Below are 20,591 nucleotides of genomic sequence, written 5' to 3'. Positions count from 1 at the left end.
AGAAAACTGCGCAGCCTTTGTAGGCTGCGCTGATGCGATATTATTATCTGAGTAAATTCTACCGCTTAAGGTACTTTTGATAAAGCTGCTGATGGCGATTATTCAGATCTATCTGCCGCCCTTCAATCCAGATTGCCTCAATTTTATTGGTCATAGGGTCGAGAATGTCCCCCTCTGACAGCACGACACTGCCTTGGTATCCCACCGCTATCGCACCTAAATCCTCCACACCTACCAGTTTTGCGGCATCTAAGGTGATGGACTTAAGTGCTTGTTCAGGCGTTAAACCATAGGCGGCGCTGTAACCTGCGGCGTAGGGGAGGTTACGGCTATTCCAGTCCGATGAGAACCCAAGGGCGAAGGGAATACCTGCATTGGCGAGTAAAGATGGGATTTTAAAGGGTAAATCAACTGGCTCATCTTTACGTTTAGGCAGACTCAAGGTATGGGGGTAAATGACTCCAGCCTTAACTTCCCTTAGGCTTGAGTCCAAACGCCATGCATCGTATCCGCCGACAATTACCAGTTTGAATTGGTATTTTTTCGTCAAGGCGATCACTTGCTCAATTTGGCCAACACTGTCGGCATGTGCAAACAGTGTCGCTTTGCCTTGGTATAGCGGCAACATGGCATGCCAGCGCAGGTTGTTGGTCGCGGACTGCGGATCTTCATCCTGGTTTTTGTCTTTACCGTTGGCCTTATCACTTAAGAAATAGCGATAGCCATCTTCAAAGGCGATATTGAGCTTGTCGATTGCCTGCTGATTTTTCTCGATGGCCTTGGCTTTCTCTTTTTCATCTTCTGGCATGCGTTTGATTTGCGGCCAATAGACATGGAACTGTCCAGCACTTGGCGTCAGCGCATCTTCAATCGTCCATGCATCGAGATCCACCAGTACTGATTGTCCAGCTAACCCATCACCGCTCGGGACGATTTGTGCGTGGGTAATGCCGTTGTAACGTATGGTCGGGATGAGCTCCGAATCCGGATTATAGGCTGTGGCCGTGCTGATCTGTGGGTTGATGTAGCCCACCTCGGCGTTATCGACCGTTGGGCGGCTCATTTCAATTTCGACTAAGCCTAAGCTGGTGTCTAGGGCGATTAAGCCCGGATACAAGTGTTTACCGCTGGCATCGATGATTTGAGTGTCACTGGTTTCTGCGGTTGCATTGTTGATTTGGCTGGTCAGTTGAGGCCCAACTGCCGTGATCTTGCCATTTTCAATCAAGACGTCTGTGTTGCTGAGCACGCCTTGAGTGACTGTGTGCACAGTGGCGTTTTTTATCAGTACGCTGCTGCTTTGTTTAGGCGTAGGTACGATATCATTGGCCATAACTGGGGCCTGCGTGATGCAAATTGCGCCGAATAGCGCCACAAACAAAACGGTTTTAGATAAATGTTGCATTATTTGGCTCCCTCATGAGCGTGGCCCCATGCCTGATAGTGGGTGTCGCAGTGCCACTGTGGCTCGTTGAGTGGCGTGACTTTTTCACCCGCTTTAGTTTGGTCATCACTGCTGAGAATTTTTTGGATAAGTGCGGCTCGCTCGTTCACCACAGCTTGCTGGGCAACTTGGTCTTGGTCGCGGTCAAAATAGCGTTTTCCTTCAACCCATACCTGCGTCACTTTGGCGTAAATAGACAGAGGCTCTGCGTTCCAGAGTACGATATCGGCCATTTTGCCTGGGGTGAGTGAACCCACAAACTCATCGACTCTTAATTGTTTGGCTGGATTGATAGTGACCATGTTCCAAGCGTCTTCCTTCGACATATTGCAATACATCATAGACTTAGCCGCTTCTTGGTTGAGTCTGCGCTGCATTTCATAATCGTCTGAGTTAATGCTGGTGGTCACCCCCTTGTTTTGCATCAGGCACGCGTTTTGCGGAATCGCATCATACACCTCAAACTTATAGGCCCACCAATCGGCAAAGGTCGAGGCGCCAGCACCATGGGTAGCCAGTTCACTCGCCACTTTGTAACCTTCGAGCACATGGGTAAAGGTTTGTACTTTAAAGTGATAGGCCTCGGCTAAGCGGATAAACATCAGGATTTCTGACTGCACATAGGAATGAATGTGCACATCACGCTGCTGATTTAATACTTCGGCCACTGCTTGCAGACGGTAACTTGGGCGCGGAGCGACGGTTTTCTTTTTATCGCTGGAGCGCAGATTATCATAGGTTTTTAACGCCTTTTCATAGGCGATAGCAGCGTCGAAGGTTTCTTCAAATAAGGCTTTGACTCCCATGCGAGTCTGGGGGAAGCGCTGAACAAATTTCTCACCCCAGTTACTCTGTTTGACGTTTTCACCTAAAGCAAATTTGATACTGGCGGGCGCGTTAGCAAATTTGAGTTGTTCGGCTGGCTCGCCCCATTTCATCTTGATCAGTTGTGATTGGCCACCGATAGGGTTGGCGCTACCGTGGAGTAATTGCGCGCTGGTGACTCCACCCGCTAAGGCCCGATAGATTGAAATATCGTCGGGATTAATAATATCGCCAATGCGTACTTCAGAGGTTACTGCGTCTGTTCCTTCGTTAGTACCACCATTAATGGCGATATGCGAGTGTTCATCGACTATGCCGGCGGTGAGATGTTTACCTGTTGCATCGAGGACTTGATAACCTGATGGCGTACTTAATTGTTGGCCAATTTTTTCGATGCGGCCATTGGCCATCAAGAGATCAGCATGTTCGAGAATGCCTTGCTTATCCGAGGTCCACAGGGTGGCATTTTTGATATGTAGCTTCTCCAATTTAGGTGCTTCGCTTAGTCCGTAAGCGACGTTAGGGAAGGTGAGGTGACTCACTAGGCTCGTGTTGGCTTCATTCTTGGGAGCTTGATTGTTTGCTTGGTCTGTTTTTTTGAGCTTTGCAGTTTGAGTTAAAGCGACACCGGCAACATTTGTAGTGCGACTTTTTGCATCGACCATACGACCTTGAATGCCGTCATCGGCCATCCACAGCGTAAAGCGGCTAAGGCCATTAATGCCTGCGGCGCTCAAATCGGCAGTAAAGCTCAATCTTCCGTTATCATCTAACTTAAGTTGGGTGAGTAAGATACTTTGTTCGCCACTGCTTAAATTGCCTTGGATGTTGGGTTTATCACTTTTACTTTCATCATGTAGCGATAAATCTAGCGTGAGGTTATTGAGGCTTAATTGGTAATCTCCCAGTAATCGTGCTTGGGGAAGTGAGCGCAGACTTTGCTCCTGACCTTGCAACCAAACACTGTAGATCTGGCCATCTTTAAAGATATTGCCTTTAGTGATAACAAAGTCAGCCATATAACCGGGCGCGAGTTTACCGGTAAAGTCGGCGGTGCCTGTCATCTCTGCGGCTTGGGTGGTGAGTGCCGCGAGAGCGTTTTCTTCACTTAAACCTTGGGCGATGGCTTGGCGTAGGCGCGGCCAGAAGGCATCGGTCTTAATCCCAAACTGCGTTAACGCAAAGGGGATACCCGCGTTAGCTACCACCGCAGGGTTGGTTGGTGCACGTTCCCACTGTCTTAAATCCGCCAGTGATACTTCACGATCAGCGTCATCTGTGCCGACATCGGGTGCCTGCGGATAGTTTAAAGGCAAGATCAACGGATAGTTCAGCGCCTTTAACTCATTGATGCGTGAGTATTCTTGACCATTACCAAGTAGGTTGGCTGGCAGTTTATGTTCTTTGAGTAAATGGGCTGCACGTAATTGGTCGTTGAGATTTTTGGTTTCAAAGATAATTTGCTTATCGGCTAAATTATCTAAACGCTCAAAGGCGATATTAAATTCGACTTGATTGTTTATTGCGCCATTGGCAGGTTTGTTTTTATTTTGGTTATACCAATTTGCATCGGCAAAGGTTTGCCTAATAAGTGCAATGCTGCCCATTAATGATGAAGGATAATCTTGTTCAGACGAACCTTTATCAAATGCCATAAAAGGTTGACTGCGGGCGCGATAAATCACTTCATTAGCCGTTTTGTCTGCTAATGAAAGGCTGACACCCGTCCCACGGAAGATACCGTCGAGTTTGCTACTTTGCACACTGGTGAAACCATTATTAATCCACTCTTTTGCGCGTTCTTTATTGGGGTAAACGTAATTAAACCATTCTTTTTCAGAATGAATTGCACCATTTTCCGCATTACCACCGATACGTTTTATATCATAGACGGGGCGAGTGAGCTTAAGTTTGGGATATTCGAACTCAATCCCATAATCGGTAAAAGGATCGATAAATCCGGGATAAATTGTATAACCACTCAAATCGATTCTAAATGCGCCAGCGGGAATGTCGTTGTGCTCAATAATGGCTTTAATTCGATTATTTTCAATTAATAAAGTGGCATCGCTTAAACGCTTTCCCGGTGCAATAATTAATTCAGCATGGGTAAATGCAGTGAGTTTACTGGATGTTGTTCCAGTATTGAGCTGGGCAAATGTTGTTTGTGATACTAAGCTAGCGATTATGCTGCAGCTTATCATTATCTTATTGTTTATCTGCATTATTTTATTCAATCGAGTGAGGGTGAACAAAGAGTAACTGAAAGCAGATGTAAATACTAAGGCTGAATTGTAACGTAATTTGAGTGGGAGTGAGGTGCGGAATTAACGGCTGTCGTTTAAGTTTGAAATGATTGATGGATATAAAAAAGCTCGCAACTAATGCGAGCTTTTATGCAAACTGGTGTTGGCAAATTAGCGCCATCACACTTGGCTGGATTAGATTAAGAAATCTTCCATAGAACGACCTTTGTTGATCTCGTTCTTAAATACGGTAGGCATACGGCCTTGGCCAGTCCATTGAACCATTTCACCGTCAACTTCAATTTGGTATTTGGCTGGACGAGGAGCGCGTTTCTTCGCAGCAGCTTTAACAGCTACGCCACCTAAGTCATCAATTGATAAACCAACGGCTTCCATTTGTTGACGGATTTCTTCAATCTTAGCATTACGAGCTGCCATGGCTTGTTCTTCTTCCTCAGCCATAGACTCGCGTTCTACTAAAATTTTATCTAATTTGTCGGCTAAATCACGTAACTCTTCAACGCTAAGTTCTTTTACTGCAGCTTTAAAACGACGGCCGTGAGTTAATATCTCTAAAAATTCGCTCATATCTATTTTCGTCCCACTCTATTTTTAATACAGGATAATGGTGAACAACACCTAAATGATAGAAACTAATATAGCTCGAATCAAATAAAATTATGCGTTTTAAGGAAATTAAATATTATTTATTTTTTGAACTTTTCTTATTCCCTCAAATAAGTGTCCAAAAAAGTGGCCGTTGCAGCGGATTAAAAAATACAAACAGGCGTTTGACTTTGGTTGACGTTAACGTTAACAGGACGTAAAGTTGCTCTATCCTGCATTGGTATTAACCAATGTTTTGTCCATGTACATGAAAGTGTAGGAAGGAAACCCTATGAAAGTATTGGTGCCCGTTAAGCGCGTTGTTGATGCCAATGTGAAGGTCAGGGTCAAAGCTGACAATACAAGTGTTGACACTGCAAACCTAAAAATGGCGTTGAACCCTTTTTGTGAAATCGCAGTAGAAGAAGCGGTTCGTTTAAAAGAAGCGGGTAGCGCTACTGAAGTGGTTGTTGTTAGTATTGGTAATAAAGCCGTGCAAGAACAACTGCGTACCGCGCTTGCATTAGGCGCAGATCGTGCGATTCATATCGATACTGAAGAAGAGCTCGTGCCAGTGTCTATTGCCAAATTGCTCAAAGCGGTACAAGACAAAGAACAAGCAGAGCTGGTGATTTTTGGTAAGCAATCCATCGATGGTGATAATAACCAAACTGGCCAAATGTTTGCCGCGTTAATGGATATGCCACAGGCGACCTTTGCTTCAGAAATCAAATTAGAAGCGAATACATTACAAGTCACCCGTGAAATTGACGGCGGCATGCAAACTCTCAAGCTGCCTTTACCTGCTGTCGTGACCGCTGATCTACGTTTGAACGAACCCCGTTACGCTTCACTGCCTAACATAATGAAAGCCAAGCGTAAGCCATTAGAAGTATTTACTGTGGCAGACTTAGGCGTGACGTTAAAGAGTCACCAAACGATTGTGAAGGTCACTCCGCCAGCTGAACGTAAAGCGGGCATCATGGTAGCGTCGGTAGCTGAGCTAGTTGAAAAGTTAAAAAATGAAGCGAAGGTGATCTAAATGGCCATTTTAGTATTAGCTGAACATGATAATGCTGCACTGAAACTCGATACGGCAAAAATTGTTACCGCCGCCCGTGCCATAGGCGATGAAGTACATGTCTTAGTTGCGGGTCACCAATGTGGCGCGGTTGTCCAAGCGGTGCAGGCACTACAAGGCGTTAGCCAAGTACTCGTTGCCGATGCCAGCGTGTATGAAGCGCATTTAGCGGAAAATTTTGCCAAATTGCTGGTGGACTTAGCGCCAAACTATGGCCACATTCTGGCCTCTGCTTCAAGTTTAGGTAAGGATACGCTTCCGCGCGTGGCGGCTTTATTAGATGTCGCGCAAATTTCAGAAGTTATTACCGTCGTCAATGCGGACACCTTTGTGCGCCCTGTATATGCGGGTAATGCCTTAGCGACAGTGCAAAGCCATGATGCCATTAAAGTGATGACAGTGCGCGCCAGTGCGTTTGACGCTGCGCCAGAAGGTAACAGTGCGGCTGTGACGACACTCGATAAAGTGTTTGAAGCGAGAACTCAGTTTGTTTCTCAATCGCTGACAGTTTCTGCCCGTCCAGAGTTAGGCAATGCTGGCATTATCGTATCTGGTGGCCGAGGCATGGGCAGTGGTGAAAACTTCGGCATGTTGGAGCAACTTGCAGATAAGCTCGGCGCAGCAGTTGGCGCATCACGCGCTGCAGTTGACGCAGGTTTTGTGCCTAACGATTTACAAGTGGGTCAAACCGGTAAAATCGTTGCGCCAAACTTGTATATTGCCGTCGGTATTTCTGGCGCGATTCAACATTTAGCCGGCATGAAAGACGCTAAAGTCATCGTTGCAATCAACAAAGATCCTGAAGCGCCGATTTTTCAAGTTGCCGATTATGGACTCGTTGCTGATCTGTTTGAGGCGGTTCCTGAGCTGATTACAAGTCTCAGTTGATTTTATCTGTGATCTAGGTCACATTAAGTGGCTTTGCGGTAGCATCTGCTAAGCCGCTTATGTTTTTATGTGCCTCACGCCCGTGCAAGGGCGTTCTTAGAAGTAGAGGCGCGCCAAATATTAGTAGTGATCAGTAGGGTGATTCCGTTGATCGATTGCGAAAGGATTTGGTGCCGAAGTGGTTCGATTTATCACGATCAACTGCTGGGGTTGTACCTAATAGGTGCAGCACTGCCATAGTATTTTCCGATATGGATATTGGGAATAGTTACTATGGAGCGCTACTGATAGGACAGGTGACCTTGGGTATCTATTGCCTTTTCCCACCAGTTCAGTCGCCCTCCATTCGTATTTAACGAAGATAATAATCAATGACTGTTATGAATTATGCCGATTCGGCACTTTCCTTGTTGCCGCCTGCGGTGGCTATCGTGTTGGCGATCTTGACTCGCCGTGTACTGCTTTCTTTGGGGTTAGGTATTTTAATTGGTGCTTTATTGCTCAATCAATTTTCACCTTTAGCAACGGGTGAGTTTGTATTTAATGGCGTTAAAGGGCTTTTTTGGACTGATAAAGGTCTAAATTCGTGGAACTTATATATTCTCGGTTTCTTAATTGTACTGGGAATGATCACAGCGTTAATTACCGTAAGTGGCAGCGCGCGGGCTTTTGCCGATTGGGCTCGTTTACATATACGTAATAAACGTGACGCTAAACTATTGACCATGTTTTTAGGTTGCGTAGTTTTTATTGATGATTATTTCAATAGTTTAGTTGTTGGTTCGGTCGCTCGACCTGTTACCGATCGTTATTATGTTTCCCGCGCTAAGTTAGCTTATTTATTAGATTCTACTGCGGCGCCTGTGTGCGTTATTTCTCCAGTTTCGAGCTGGGGCGCTTATATTATCGCACTCATTGGCGGGATATTAACTGCCCATGGTTTTGCTGATACGGGTCATTTGAGTATTTTTATTCAAATGATCCCAATGAACTTTTACGCAATCTTCTCCTTGTTATTATTACTTTTTGTTGTCTTTATGGGATTAGATGTTGGGCCAATGCGTGAGCATGAGCTCAATGCCCAACGTGGTAATTTATACGATGAGTCTAAAGGATTACCGCCTGGGGCGAACGCGGATTTACCTGAAGCCGAAACCGGTAAGATTTTAGGTCTATTTCTGCCGATTACCGTGTTGGTATTTGCAACCCTCTATTTTATGATTAACAGTGGCGCTCAAGTACTCGCGGCGGAAGGGATTGAATTTAATATTATTTCTGCTTTTGAGAAAACCGATGTCAGTTCATCACTTTTCTTTGGTGCATTAATTGGTCTAGCGGTTTCGCTGATATTGAATTTAGTGCAAGGCGTTGAGAAATTGATGATAGTCAAAGGTATAGTGCAGGGTGCTCGCTCTATGCTGCCGGCGATTTACATCCTGTTATTTGCTTGGACAATCGCAGGTGTGATTGGTCAACTCGAAACCGGTAAGTTTATGGCGAGTTTAGCAACAGGAAATATTCCGTTCGCGTTTTTACCCGCCTTAATGTTTGTGCTAGCAGGTATTACCGCGTTCTCAACCGGTACTAGCTGGGGTACGTTCGGGATCATGTTGCCGATTGCAGCGGATATGGCGATGGGAAGTCACACTGGCATGATGTTGCCTATGCTTGCCTCTGTGCTGGCGGGGGCTGTATTTGGCGATCACTGCTCGCCAATTTCCGACACGACTATCTTGTCGTCTACGGGCGCCAGTTGCCACCACATCGACCATGTGGTGACTCAGCTACCTTATGCACTTATTGCGGCGTTTATTAGCTTAGTGGGTTATGTGGCACTTGGATTTACCGAGTCTGTTGTCGCGGGTTTAGTGGCTTGTAGTGTGGCATTTGTGATCAGTATTATCGTACTTAAAATCAAATCTAAAGGCGCAATTAGCTAGACGTTAATTGAAACCTTTCACTGCAAACGTTCACGACAAATAAGTCAAAATAAATCAGCCAGCATTATGCTGGCTGATTTTTTTGGTTAAGGCTGAGTTTGTCTTTATCTATAGCCTATCGCATTAAGGCTATCAACTCTTAGCTTAGCGTGCTTGATCTAGACCGCGGCGTTTAAGTAAGCCTTCTGTGGTGGGTTCTTGTCCGCGGAAGTTTTTGTAGGCGTCCATTGGCGCTATGCTATTACCCACTTCACGGATCGTTTTGCGGTACTTCATGCCGATTTCACGATTGAGCCCACCTTGGGTTTGTACATAGGCAAACGCATCCGCCGCTAAAATCTCACTCCACATATAAGCGTAATAACTTGCCGAGTAACCGCCGGGGAAGGCGTGGGCAAAATAGGTCGACTTATAACGCGGAGGTACGGCACTGATGTTTAAGCCGTGCTTTTTCAGGGCATTGGCTTCAAAGGTTGGTACATCTTGCAACGGCGTATCTGGGCTTAATGAATGCCATTCCATGTCTACTAATGCGGCGGCCATGTATTCCAGAGTGTCAAAGCCTTGGTTGAAGCTGCCAGATTTCAGCAGTTTTTGCAGCAGTTCATCGGGAATGGGTTTGCCTGTTTCATAGTGTTTCGCGTAGTTCGCTAACACTTTTGGATGGGCGGCCCAATCTTCTTCAAACGTCGATGGGAATTCGACAAAGTCGCGTGAAACCGAGGTACCCGCCAGACTTGGATAAGTCACTTTAGAGAACATGCCGTGGGTGCCGTGACCCATTTCATGGAACATAGTAGTGACTTCGTTATAGCTGACGAAGGTGGGTTCACCTTCGGGCGCTTTCTTTATGTTCATCACGTTGACGACCACAGGTTTAGTGCCTTCGAGGAAGGATTGACCGACGAACGAACTCATCCAAGCGCCACCACGTTTACCTTCACGGGCAAAATAGTCGGCGTAGAAAATGGCCATGCTTGAGCCATCGGCATCAAACATTTCGTAGGCTTTTACATCGGGATGGTAAACCGGTAAATCTGGGCGTGGTTTTAAGGTGACGCCATAGAGTTCTTTGAGTGTGTAGAATACGCCGTCTTCGAGAACGCGGTTAAATTCGAAGTATGGGCGAATGCTATTGGCATCGAGAGCGTATTTTTCTTGGCGGACTTTTTCTGCGTAAAACTCCCAGTCCCACGGTGCCAGTTCAAATTTCCCACCGGTTTTAGTGATCATGGCTTGAATGTCGGCCGCTTCTTTCTCTGTGTTAGCAACTACCGCAGGCACCATTGAACCAAACATGCTGTAAACCGCTTCGGGTGTTTTGGCCATTTGCGGTGCTAATCGATAACTTGCCCAGTTTTCATAGCCTAATAGTGTTGCGCGCTCGGCTCTGAGTTTCGCTAAACGAGATACGAGTGACGCAGTTTCGTTTTCACCAGTTAAGCCACGGTTCGCTGAGGCTTCCCAAATACGCTGGCGTAGCTCACGGTTTTCCAGTGATGCCAACACAGGTTGGCGAGTGGTGTTGGTGATGTTAATCAGATACTTGCCATCGTGACCGGCCGCTTTGGCATCGTTCGCGGCTGAAGTGATTTCACCGTCGGTTAATCCAGCAAGTTCACTTTTTGAATCCACCACAACGGCGATTTCTTTGGTTAAGCGTAATAAACGCTGAGAGAACTCATTCGTTAGTGTTGATTGTTCTTCATTTAACGCGCGGATTTTAATTTTTTGTTCATCGGTAAGTTTAGCGCCAGCCATGATAAAGCGTTGGTGATATACCTCAACCAAACGTACGGCTTCTGGGGTTAACCCTAAGTTGGTGCGGTCGTTATAGATGGCTTCGATACGGGCAAATAGCGCTGGGTTTAAGTTGATATTATCTGAGTGGGCCGCCATTTTGGGCGCCATTTCGCCTTGGATTTTACGCAGTTCTGGATTGCTATTCGACCCTGCTAAATTATAAAACACGCTTGATGCACGGTTGAGTAGGGCGCCGCTTTTCTCCATAGCGACAATCGTATTATCGAAGGTTGCTGCTGCCGGATTATTGGCTATTGCGAGAATTTCTTGATACTGCTCAGCCATGCCTTGCTCTAGGGCTGGCGCGAAGTGCTCATTCTTGATGAGGCTAAAATCAGGGGCTTGATATTGCAGGTTACTGGCTTGGAACAGCGGGTTTTGGGTTTGTACCGAGATAACGTTAGGTGCTTTAGTTTCTGTGCTGCTGCAACCTGCCATGAATCCGGCGGTGAGAGTGGCGCCGATGGCGATGGCAATAAAACTTTTACGCATAATTGAGTGACTTCCTTTGAATTGTTGTTTTTTTAGGACTGTAACGTTAGTAACTTAAATAGGACTGAAAATGGCTTGTTATCGGGTAATGTATAAGTAAAAAAGGAGCCTCGCATTAGCGAGACTCCTTTGGCTATTTCCTTGCAGGGAAAATAGGTACCGCTTTTTACTTACTTCTTAATCACGCGATGATGAGATGATTAATTAGCGAGTAAACTTGTGGTATTTATCAATACCAGAACTTCTACCAGTGTCATGACATACTGCACAAGATTCAGAGGTCGGTTGTTTAAACCAATCAGCCACACTTGGTACGCTGATTTCACCACCGTTGCTTGCCATATGCGCCTTAGCAGAATCGCTAGTGTGGCAGGCATAACAGTTAGCGGTGACAGGACTGGTCATTTTGTTACCTGGCTCAAGAATGTATTGATTGGGCACTTTGCCTAAATCAATCGCTTTTTCGTGACAGGCAACACAGCTAGTAGAGGCTTCAATTGCGCCTGCACCGTTTGCGGTTTGCGCTTGAGTTCCATCAGCTTTAACTTCACCGACTTTAGCGCCATTACCCCAGTGCCAGCTGTGTACCATAGGACCAAAACCAGCGCCTAAGGCTGCTGATGTACGTGCCATGCCGTTGTCATGACAGGCGATACAAGCATTACCACCTTCATCGAAGGCACCATTTTTGTGGAACGCAGTGGCATCGTTGTGACAAGTAGTACAGCTGTTAGTACTCGCTATCTCACGACGTTCGAAGCCAGAGACCTTTTGAGTGGTGACAGGGTTAACGACATCTGAGTAAGCCGTAAAGGATATGCCCATAGAACCATCATAACCTGTCGCTCTTAGGCTACCATTACTTTGGTAACGTTGATTGCCATCATATTCCATCCAACCAGCGGTACTGAATGTCACGCGGGCAGAATAAACATAGTTAGCATTCACTGCGCTGATATCTGTCAGTAAATGACAGATATTTTTAGTGCCGTCAGTGTTGTAACCATAGTAGTAGTTAGTACGGTTACCTGGGCGACCCACTAAGCTGCCATTTTCATAGGAATGTAAATAAGCGCCCGCATAAACTACGGGTTTCTTAGCGTCATATACTAGCGGGCTAGAATAGTTAAAGTTGTCTTTAATGCTAAAGACGTTACCATCGGTGTCTTTCACTGTCAGCGTTGTACACCAGCCTGGGGCGGTTACTGCAGCCGCAGCACCTGTTGGCGCATAGTGGTCTGTCTTGGTAGAAATATCATCTACTTTAACAGGTGTTGATAGACTCAATTTATACTTAGCGCGAATCGCTTGGCGTTCGGTTATACCCGCTTTGCTTTCGTGCATAATGCGCAGATCCGCACCATTACTTGGGATAATAGCCCCTGGTACGCCACCACTGTCATGGCAATCAATACAACCGGGTCCAGCTACGTTGATGTTTTTAGGTGCTTCAACGTGACAAGATGTACAGTTTTGTACTGAAAAGTCTTTAGTAAAATCTTGGTGATTGATATGACCAATTTTAGATAGGGTGTTTGTCGCATAGCCACCCGTAGAGAAACCTTCAGCATTGACAACTGCGCGGCTAACTGAGCCGTGACACACTAAACAGCCTTCCACGAAGGTGACTTCGCTGTCCATGCCAGTAGCGACATAGCTTGCATGACGACGAGGACTTGTTGAGTAGTCGATATGGCAAGAGTAACAACTATCAGTTGTGGTTGAATGAGTGCCTTCTGGTTTGTTAACGACCAGAGGTTTAGAGGTCGCAATACCATTATTACCACCGACACGTAACCAAACGATACCTTCAGTGCTTGGATTAACCCCTTTCATTGGTACTTTAAATTGGTAATGACCATCAGCTAAAGCGGTCAATTCAGCGCCGACGGTTGCTTGAGTTGCTTCACCGCCAATATGGACGTTATCTGCAACACCATTTTTATCAGCTTCGGTGCGGTTAGTGATGAAGCCTTTATCTGTTAGTGCAGCCACTTTGGCTTGAGCATTTAACAGTCCATTGATTAGGTTATTGTTTTCATCTGTAATTTCAAATTCGTAAGTGATACTGCCTTCGCCAAAGCTATAGTTGATCACTTTGACGTTAGTCATAGTAGAACTGGTGACAGGGGGCGGTGTTCCAGGCTCACCGGGTGTTCCAGGTTCACCGGGTGTTCCAGGGATACCGGGCGTTCCTGGTGCTCCATCTACACCATCTTTACCATCATCGCCGCAGCCAACAAGGGCGCCAGTTAGTGCTAAGGCAACTAAATATGCCAGTTTTCTAGAGGTGAAAATTCTCATCATAATCTCCATTTGATCCAATATGCGAATAAAGGACGGAGTGGAGCACTAAAGTTTGCAGGGTAGATTAGTGCTTTGACCGTTGGTCTCAATTTGCAAGCTATCGAATACTTTTCTTTTTTTAATTGAGCACGTTTTGTCTCGAATGAAATATTACTGTTAACGCTATGTTTATTTTTTGAGCGCAAGCCCATTTATACCTATTACTTTGGAGGTAGATCGCACTTTTTAAATTTAACTTTTACTAATTTTTCCTTATGAAACAACATTTAAGTTTCAGTTAAGCTTTCATTAACAATTGAACGGCATCGGGGCGTTTTTTATGTTTTTTGCAGGGAAGAGTATTAAATGAAGTGGACTAGAAATATTTCAGGAGGCGATTGGGGATTAAAATGATTGATAAGTTGGTGTCATTGCAGAATTTCATGATAAAAGCTTAGCGGCTGCTAGTGTTCTGATGTGAAGCGCAATGTTAGACTAGCGCTCAATTTGGCTCTGGTAGCAGACGCGTAAGCGCTAACGTTTTTAAAGGGTATAAGTCTTGGCTCAATTGTATTTTTATTATTCGGCAATGAACGCGGGTAAATCCACTTCCCTATTACAGTCATCCTATAACTACCGTGAACGCGGTATGAATACTTTGGTCATGACAGCCTCCATAGACGACAGATATGGCAAAGGTAAAGTGGCCTCACGTATTGGCATTGAAACCGAAGCACAGGTATTTAGTAGCCAAGATGATTTAACTCAAATGATTAGCGATGTGCATCAAGCGACGCCATTAAGTTGTGTGCTGGTGGATGAGTGTCAGTTTTTGAGTAAAGAACAGGTTAAGCAACTGACGCATGTGGTCGATAATATTGATATTCCTGTACTCTGCTATGGCCTAAGAACGGACTTTCAAGGCGAACTTTTTAGCGGCAGTCATTATTTATTAGCTTGGGCCGATAAATTAGTTGAGTTGAAGACTATTTGTCATTGTGGGCGTAAGGCTAACATGGTGGTGCGTCTTGATGGTGAAGGCAAGGTGATGCGCGAGGGTGAGCAAGTGGCGATTGGCGGTAATGAAAGTTACGAGTCTGTCTGTCGCAAACATTTTCGTGAATTTATCTGGGATGCGCATGAATATGTGGGATGAGGCTTCGTTAATCGCGCGTGATTATTGAGCGACTCATTCTTTTTATGCGATTTAAATTAGCTCGTTTTGTTTTTAAGTCATACTGTCTGTTGCCTTAATCGCTGAAAATACCTTGATATCAACAAATTAATATTTGGCAAAATGTACTATCAGCTTAACATTAGTATTGATTAGTGGCGGTTGTGGGTCACAGGCACCCTTCTTTACAGTGAAGTTAGGTTTGATAAAGTGTGGAACATCATGGGTACTAAGACTAATTAATAGAGCCGGATAATGGCTAGATGAGTTTGATATCTTGCTTTACTGAGTGGCAACGGATTTGCTGAGTTGCATGAAAGATGAATATTTTAGTGTTTTTTTGGAGCTGTTTTGCCTAATTCCACATCAGAGATGAAGTTCGAAAATTATCGTCCTCGTCCACCACAACCTGAGCCTAAAGCTAAGGTTAAGCCGCCGCGTAAAGCCAGATCAAAGGGCAGGGTCTGGTTCTTATTTTTCATTCTGATTTGCTGCGCTGCATTGTTGATTGGACTTGAGGTTAAGACTTCGTTTTACCAAGCAAAATTCATCAATCAATATGCTAAGACGCTCACCTATGAATTAGAAAGCTCACCGAGCCAAGCGGTTATTTATCCTAGTTATGGTCCTTTCGATGAGCGCCATGGCTACAGTAAGTTACCTCAGTATATTGATAGGTTATTGCAACGGAATTTTCAGGTCACGCAACAAGTGGCGTTTTCGCCAGCGTTGCAGGAATACGCTCAACTTGGATTTTTTCCGCCTTACCACGAAAAGGCGCAATCTGGGTTGACGCTGCTCGATTGCCGCAATACCGATTTATACGAATTTGCCTATCCTAAACGGGTTTATCAGGACGACGATAAGATCCCCAATGAAATCGTTAATACTTTGCTGTTTATTGAAAACCGCGAGTTATGGACGACGGAAGAGAAACTCAATCCTGTGATCGACTGGCCACGTTTTGTGGTGGCAGGCATGAGCCAAATTGCTGAAATGGTTGGTATGAATGTCTCTACCGCGGGTGGCAGTACACTCGCGACTCAGATTGAGAAATTCCGCCATTCTTCCCAAGGTTTAACCTTGAGTATTAAAGATAAGTTACTGCAAATTGGCTCGGCCAGTGTGCGCGTGTACCAACAAGGTGAAAACACTGAACCTGCTCGTAAGCGCATCGTTCAAGATTATCTGAATACCGTGCCATTATCTTCGGCGCCAAATCATGGTGAAGTACATGGTATTGGTGATGGATTGTGGGCGTGGTTTGGTACCGATTTCGATACTGCAAACAAGCTGTTAGCATCGCCGCAGATCAAAGGTAATGCTACCAAGCGCGGACAAGTATTCCGGCAAGTGGTTGCCTTGATGATCGCCCAACGTCGTCCGTCCTACTATCTATTGCAAGGTCATGAAGATCTTGAGAACTTAGTCGATAGCCATATCCGTTTACTCGGCCAGTATTATTTGATTGATCGTGGCCTACGTGATGCTGCACTCGCGCAGAAATTGCAGTTTAAGGTCGCCAAGCCGCAACGTAATACCCAATCTGGCGCAGATAAGGGCGTGAACACAGTTCGCATTCGCACCGCAGGCATGTTAAATGTGGGGCTGTATGATTTAGACAGGCTCGATTTGACGGTCAATAGTAGCTTACACAGTGACTTACAGCAGAAAGTCAGTCACTACTTACGCAGTCTGGCGCAAGTGCCTACCGCGGAGAAAGTGGGTCTGCTTGGCGAACGGTTACTCGACCCAAGTCAACTGCAAAACGTACTGTATAGCTTTACTCTTTATGAGCGCACTGAGACCGCCAACCGAGTTAGAGTGCAGACGGATAGCACCGATCAGCCTTTTGATATTAACGAGGGCAGCAAGTTGGAATTGGGCTCAACCGCTAAATTGCGGGTGATGGCGACCTACTTAGAAATCATTGCCGAGATCCACGACAAGTATTCCAAGAAACATGGGATTGAATTGGAATCCATCATTATCGAACCTAGGGATCATTTAACCCGTTGGGCGATTGATTACTTGATTTTGAATCCCGACAGACGTTTAGACCGCATGTTAGATGCGGCGTTACAGCGAGAATATTCGGCCTCAACCAGTGAACAGTTTTTTACCGGTGGTGGGTTGCATGTGTTTAATAACTTTAAAAAAACAGAAGATTTAAAAACGCCAACACTTTACCAAGCCCTGCAGGATTCGGTTAACTTGCCGTTTGTGCGCCTCATGCGCGATATCGTGAATTACAGCAGTAGTATGCAAAACGAGGGCAATATGGCCCAGTTGCTGCGTAATGATAAAGATCCGCGCCGTGACGAATATCTGCGGGTATTTGCTGATAGAGAAGGTAATACCTTCGTTACTAAGTTTTATCGCAAGTACAAAAAAGTGGCTGCGAATGAGCGTTTCGACATGTTTTTTGATGGTTTGTCCCAGTCGGAGCAGCAGTTGACGGCGGCGTATCGCTATTTACTGCCCAATGAACCTATGGCGGCATTTAAGGCTTTCTTGAAGCAAAGATTGCCGCAGGTGAGCTATACCGATGGTCGTATTAAGAGCTTATACAACAAGTACGGTCCGGATAAATATAATTTGCCAGATCAAGGCTATATCGCACGGGTGCATCCCTTGGAATTGTGGGTGTTGGATTATCTTAATCATAATCCTGATGCCAACTTGAACGATGTTAAGCAGGCGAGTGAAGCACAACGTCAAGAGGTTTACCGTTGGTTGTTTAGGACGCGGCATAAAAACGCCCGTGACGTACGAGTGCAAGTGATGCTTGAAGTTGAAGCCTTCCTCGACATACATCAACGTTGGGCGCGTTTAGGTTATCCCTTTGATTCTATGGTGCCATCCTTAGGCTCAGCGCTGGGTAGCTCGGGCGACCGCCCCGCAGCATTAGCTGAGCTGATGGGCATTATTCAAAACGACGGCTATCGTTTGCCCACAGTGCGTATCAATCAACTGCATTTCGCCGCAGATACGCCCTATGAAGTGAGATTGCAGAATCAGAACACCCAAGGTGAGCGGGTAATGCGCCATGAAGTAGCACAAGCCTTAAAAGCAGCGCTGGCGAACGTAGTGCAAAACGGCACCGCACGTCGTTTAAAGGGCATTTTTACCGATGAAAAAGGTGGCATGTTAGCCATAGGCGGGAAAACCGGCACCGGTGATAACCGTATTGTGACTCAGATGCAGCAAGGTAAAAAAGTGGCGACTACGGCGATGAACCGCACCGCGACCTTCGTGTTTTATCTAGGTGACAAATACTTCGGTACTTTGACCGCCTTCGTGCCCGGCAGTAAATCTGATGATTTTAGTTTTACTTCGGCGCTGCCATTGCAGGTGATGAAGGGCATGATGCCTATTTTAGCTCCCTATGTACAAACCGAGCAGGGCATGTGTGTGGTGAACGAATAAAGGCATGAATTAATAAGTGCCACGCCAACGACAAAGAGTGTTCCAGATGAACACTTTTTGTCGTTTTAAGGCTTAAATTTTCTATCGATTGAGCTTATTGCTGTGGTTAAGGTGCTTTAGTTAAAGCGCTCTATTTAAAGTGCAGCGATTAAGATTACTGCGGCGATAACTGGTAAATTTTTGATTTAGCTTCATCGGTTACGAGATAAATCAGTCCATCTGGCCCTTGCACGACTGAGCGCAATCTTTGCCCTAATTCAGTTTTCAGCAGCCGCTCTTCTTTAATTATCTTGTCGCCATCAAGCACTAAACGCACCAGTGTTTTTTCCTTTAGGCTGGCGAGTAACAGATTATTTCGCCACTGTGGAAATTTATCGCCTGTGTAAAACATAAAGCCCGCCGTGGCAATAGAGGGAACCCATTTGTAGACGGGTTGCTCCATTCCCACCTTATGGGTGCCTTCGCCGATGTTGCCGCCGCCATAATTCTCACCATAGGTAATCACTGGCCAGCCATAGTTTTTAGCCGCTTGGTCGATATTGAGTTCATCGCCGCCCTGGGGGCCATGCTCGCCCGTCCACAATACTTTGCTGATGGGATTAATCGCCGCGCCCTGCATATTGCGATGACCAATAGACCAGATCTCGGGTAAGGCGCCCGCCGTATTGACGAAGGGGTTATCCTTAGGCACTGAGCCATCGGCATGAATACGCACCACTTTGCCTAAATGATTGTCCAATGTTTGTGCGCTATCTTTTTCACTATAGCGATCGCCGAGTGTGATAAACAGTGTGCCGTCAGGCGCCCACACTAAACGAGATCCAAAATGGTGGCCGCTGTTGACTTTAGGTTGTTGACTAAAAACGCGAGTGAGATTTTCAAGCTTGTTACCATTGAGCGTGGCAAAACTGACCGCTGTGCTATTGAGCTCGCTTGCATCACCTTCAGCGGGTTCTGAATAACTGAAATAGATTTTTTTGCTGCTGGCAAAATCTGGCGCAAGCACGACATCAAGTAAACCACCTTGACCTTTGGCATACATAGGCGGTAAACCCGTTAAGGGTTCATCCACTTTGCCTGCGGTGCTGACAATGCGCATTCTGCCAGCACGTTCAGTCACGAGCATACTGCCGTCGGGTAAGAATGCCATACCCCAGACATTCTCTAACCCTTGGGCTATGGTTTTTACCTGAATATTACCCGTTTCCGTTTTGACGCTAATGGTCGCTGCGCTAGCGGTTTCGGTGTAAATAGCCGGTGAGCATGCAATAAGACACAGGGCAAGATTTATGGTGCTTAGCTTCAAGGTCTTTGGCATTAATTTACTCAGTCTCAAGGTCCTCAGCTTCAAGGTCATCAGTTTCATCGCTATCCTTAATCACAGTGTTCTCCTATAGGTTGGATCAGAGTAACAAGTCAGTCACATAAGGGCAATTTATCGGTGAGACCTTGTATCGAAAACTCGCCTGTCCAGCTTTTATGAGTTTAAGCTTCACAAATCAAAAGCCTAACGTATGAAAACTAACGCATGAAAAACTAGCGCATGAAAAAGCCTAAGGCCATCGCTAAACCGACGATCACAATAAAGCCGCGTAGCAAGGGCTGTGAAATACGGTAGGCCAGCGCCGCCCCCACATAACCACCGACAATCGCCATAACGGCAAGCAGCAACAGATATTGCCCATCGATAACATTGCCCGCGGCATAAACCACAACGGCGATGGCGGTGAGCAGGGCTGAAATCAGATTTTTAAGTCCGTTCATCCCATGTAGATTGGTTTGCCCCATCAGGCCAAAACTTGCGAGTAGTATGATGCCTAAGCCACCATTAAAATAACCGCCATAGATACACACAGCCGACAGCATTATCAGTGCCGTTATCGGACTTAACATTGGCGTAGAGGTGTTTTCGCCTTGCTCAGCGATTCTTCGTTTGAGCAACCAAGGGCCAACAATAAAGGCCGCGGTGGCCAGTAGAATCAGCCAAGGGATCAGCTTTGCGAAGACTTGCTCGCTGGTGGTCAGCAAAATACCCGCGCCAATACTGCCGCCAATTAAAGCAATTAAGATCAGATTCTTAAGGCTAAGACTCGCCGGATATTCGATATCCTTTCTAAAACGCCATGCGCTGGCGATATAACCGGGCAGCAGCGCGGCTGTCCCCGTGGCATTCGCCGCAATCGGTGGAACCCCGACAAACACTAACGCTAAAAGGGTAATAAAACTGCCACCACCGGCAACTGCATTGAGCATGCCGCCTAAAAAGCCAGCGAGTGCAATAATAAGCCAGTCCATAGATACCGCTCCTTTGGACAATGAGAGAGATAAACAGAGCGCTAAAAATGTGTCTGTTATTATGAGTCAATCTAAGCACTCA

Annotated in this window: 12 protein-coding genes and 1 riboswitch; of the genes, 5 read left to right on the top strand and 7 right to left on the bottom strand. The window is 45.9% G+C overall.

From position 1 onward, the window contains the following. Positions 1 to 58 precede the first annotated feature (58 nt). The 3 genes from KFE26_RS14800 to KFE26_RS14790 all read right to left on the bottom strand — a co-directional run bounded on the left by KFE26_RS14800 (position 59) and on the right by KFE26_RS14790 (position 5,103). On the bottom strand, positions 59 to 1,405 hold the full coding sequence (locus tag KFE26_RS14800; RefSeq protein ID WP_212600858.1) for an amidohydrolase family protein: 1,347 nt from the start codon (positions 1,403 to 1,405) through the stop codon (positions 59 to 61). Continuing rightward, on the bottom strand, positions 1,405 to 4,494 hold the full coding sequence (locus KFE26_RS14795; RefSeq protein ID WP_212600857.1) for an amidohydrolase family protein: 3,090 nt from the start codon (positions 4,492 to 4,494) through the stop codon (positions 1,405 to 1,407). Before KFE26_RS14795 ends, KFE26_RS14800 begins: the two co-directional genes overlap by 1 nt. 216 nt (positions 4,495 to 4,710) lie before the next feature. Then, positions 4,711 to 5,103: an H-NS family nucleoid-associated regulatory protein gene (locus tag KFE26_RS14790; protein ID WP_028761125.1), complete on the bottom strand. Its 393-nt coding sequence runs from the start codon at positions 5,101 to 5,103 to the stop codon at positions 4,711 to 4,713. A gap of 310 nt (positions 5,104 to 5,413) precedes the next feature. On the opposite strand from KFE26_RS14790, the gene KFE26_RS14785 reads away from it, so the two are divergent. The 3 genes from KFE26_RS14785 (at position 5,414) to KFE26_RS14775 (ending at position 9,030) form a co-directional block, all read left to right on the top strand. Further along, the gene (locus tag KFE26_RS14785; RefSeq protein ID WP_028761124.1) at positions 5,414 to 6,163 is read left to right on the top strand and encodes an electron transfer flavoprotein subunit beta/FixA family protein; all 750 of its coding nucleotides are present in this window, start codon (positions 5,414 to 5,416) and stop codon (positions 6,161 to 6,163) included. After that, complete coding sequence (locus KFE26_RS14780; RefSeq protein ID WP_212600856.1) at positions 6,164 to 7,090, top strand: electron transfer flavoprotein subunit alpha/FixB family protein; 927 nt, start codon at positions 6,164 to 6,166, stop codon at positions 7,088 to 7,090. It begins immediately after the preceding gene. Between the two features lie 95 nt (positions 7,091 to 7,185). Continuing rightward, positions 7,186 to 7,382: riboswitch (Lysine riboswitch) on the top strand. 79 nt (positions 7,383 to 7,461) lie between these two features. Then, positions 7,462 to 9,030 (top strand): Na+/H+ antiporter NhaC family protein, encoded by a 1,569-nt coding sequence (locus KFE26_RS14775; RefSeq protein ID WP_028761122.1) that lies wholly within the window; start codon positions 7,462 to 7,464, stop codon positions 9,028 to 9,030. Positions 9,031 to 9,174: 144 nt separating this feature from the next. On the opposite strand, the gene KFE26_RS14770 is transcribed toward KFE26_RS14775, so the two are convergent. Then, entirely contained in the window at positions 9,175 to 11,325 is a 2,151-nt protein-coding gene (locus KFE26_RS14770) for a M3 family metallopeptidase (RefSeq protein WP_212600855.1), read from the bottom strand. Positions 11,326 to 11,529: 204 nt separating this feature from the next. Beyond that, on the bottom strand, positions 11,530 to 13,629 hold the full coding sequence (locus KFE26_RS14765; protein WP_212600854.1) for a multiheme c-type cytochrome: 2,100 nt from the start codon (positions 13,627 to 13,629) through the stop codon (positions 11,530 to 11,532). A 541-nt stretch (positions 13,630 to 14,170) separates the two neighbouring features. On the opposite strand from KFE26_RS14765, the gene KFE26_RS14760 reads away from it, so the two are divergent. Continuing rightward, positions 14,171 to 14,767: a thymidine kinase gene (locus KFE26_RS14760; protein WP_028761119.1), complete on the top strand. Its 597-nt coding sequence runs from the start codon at positions 14,171 to 14,173 to the stop codon at positions 14,765 to 14,767. A gap of 369 nt (positions 14,768 to 15,136) precedes the next feature. Next, entirely contained in the window at positions 15,137 to 18,214 is a 3,078-nt protein-coding gene (locus tag KFE26_RS14755) for a transglycosylase domain-containing protein (protein WP_212600853.1), read from the top strand. 154 nt (positions 18,215 to 18,368) lie between these two features. Here KFE26_RS14755 and KFE26_RS14750 read toward each other — a convergent pair whose 3' ends face one another. Continuing rightward, positions 18,369 to 19,580 (bottom strand): PQQ-dependent sugar dehydrogenase, encoded by a 1,212-nt coding sequence (locus KFE26_RS14750; protein ID WP_212600852.1) that lies wholly within the window; start codon positions 19,578 to 19,580, stop codon positions 18,369 to 18,371. A 170-nt stretch (positions 19,581 to 19,750) separates the two neighbouring features. Then, positions 19,751 to 20,509, bottom strand: a complete 759-nt coding sequence (locus KFE26_RS14745) for a sulfite exporter TauE/SafE family protein (protein ID WP_105252043.1) — start codon at positions 20,507 to 20,509, stop codon at positions 19,751 to 19,753. Positions 20,510 to 20,591 lie beyond the last annotated feature (82 nt).

Origin of the sequence: Shewanella sp. M16 (assembly GCF_018224605.1) — a bacterium.
GTDB classification, from domain to species: domain Bacteria; phylum Pseudomonadota; class Gammaproteobacteria; order Enterobacterales; family Shewanellaceae; genus Shewanella; species Shewanella oncorhynchi.
Note: the sequence above shows the minus strand (reverse complement) of the source record. Positions and strands in the feature narration are given on the sequence as shown.

Coding starts and splice junctions, on each gene's coding strand:
- KFE26_RS14800 (WP_212600858.1), bottom strand. CDS start 1,405: ATGCAACATTTATCTAAAACCGTTTTGTTTGTGGCGCTATTCGGCGCA.
- KFE26_RS14795 (WP_212600857.1), bottom strand. CDS start 4,494: ATGCAGATAAACAATAAGATAATGATAAGCTGCAGCATAATCGCTAGC.
- KFE26_RS14790 (WP_028761125.1), bottom strand. CDS start 5,103: ATGAGCGAATTTTTAGAGATATTAACTCACGGCCGTCGTTTTAAAGCT.
- KFE26_RS14785 (WP_028761124.1), top strand. CDS start 5,414: ATGAAAGTATTGGTGCCCGTTAAGCGCGTTGTTGATGCCAATGTGAAG.
- KFE26_RS14780 (WP_212600856.1), top strand. CDS start 6,164: ATGGCCATTTTAGTATTAGCTGAACATGATAATGCTGCACTGAAACTC.
- KFE26_RS14775 (WP_028761122.1), top strand. CDS start 7,462: ATGACTGTTATGAATTATGCCGATTCGGCACTTTCCTTGTTGCCGCCT.
- KFE26_RS14770 (WP_212600855.1), bottom strand. CDS start 11,325: ATGCGTAAAAGTTTTATTGCCATCGCCATCGGCGCCACTCTCACCGCC.
- KFE26_RS14765 (WP_212600854.1), bottom strand. CDS start 13,629: ATGAGAATTTTCACCTCTAGAAAACTGGCATATTTAGTTGCCTTAGCA.
- KFE26_RS14750 (WP_212600852.1), bottom strand. CDS start 19,580: ATGAAACTGATGACCTTGAAGCTGAGGACCTTGAGACTGAGTAAATTA.
- KFE26_RS14745 (WP_105252043.1), bottom strand. CDS start 20,509: ATGGACTGGCTTATTATTGCACTCGCTGGCTTTTTAGGCGGCATGCTC.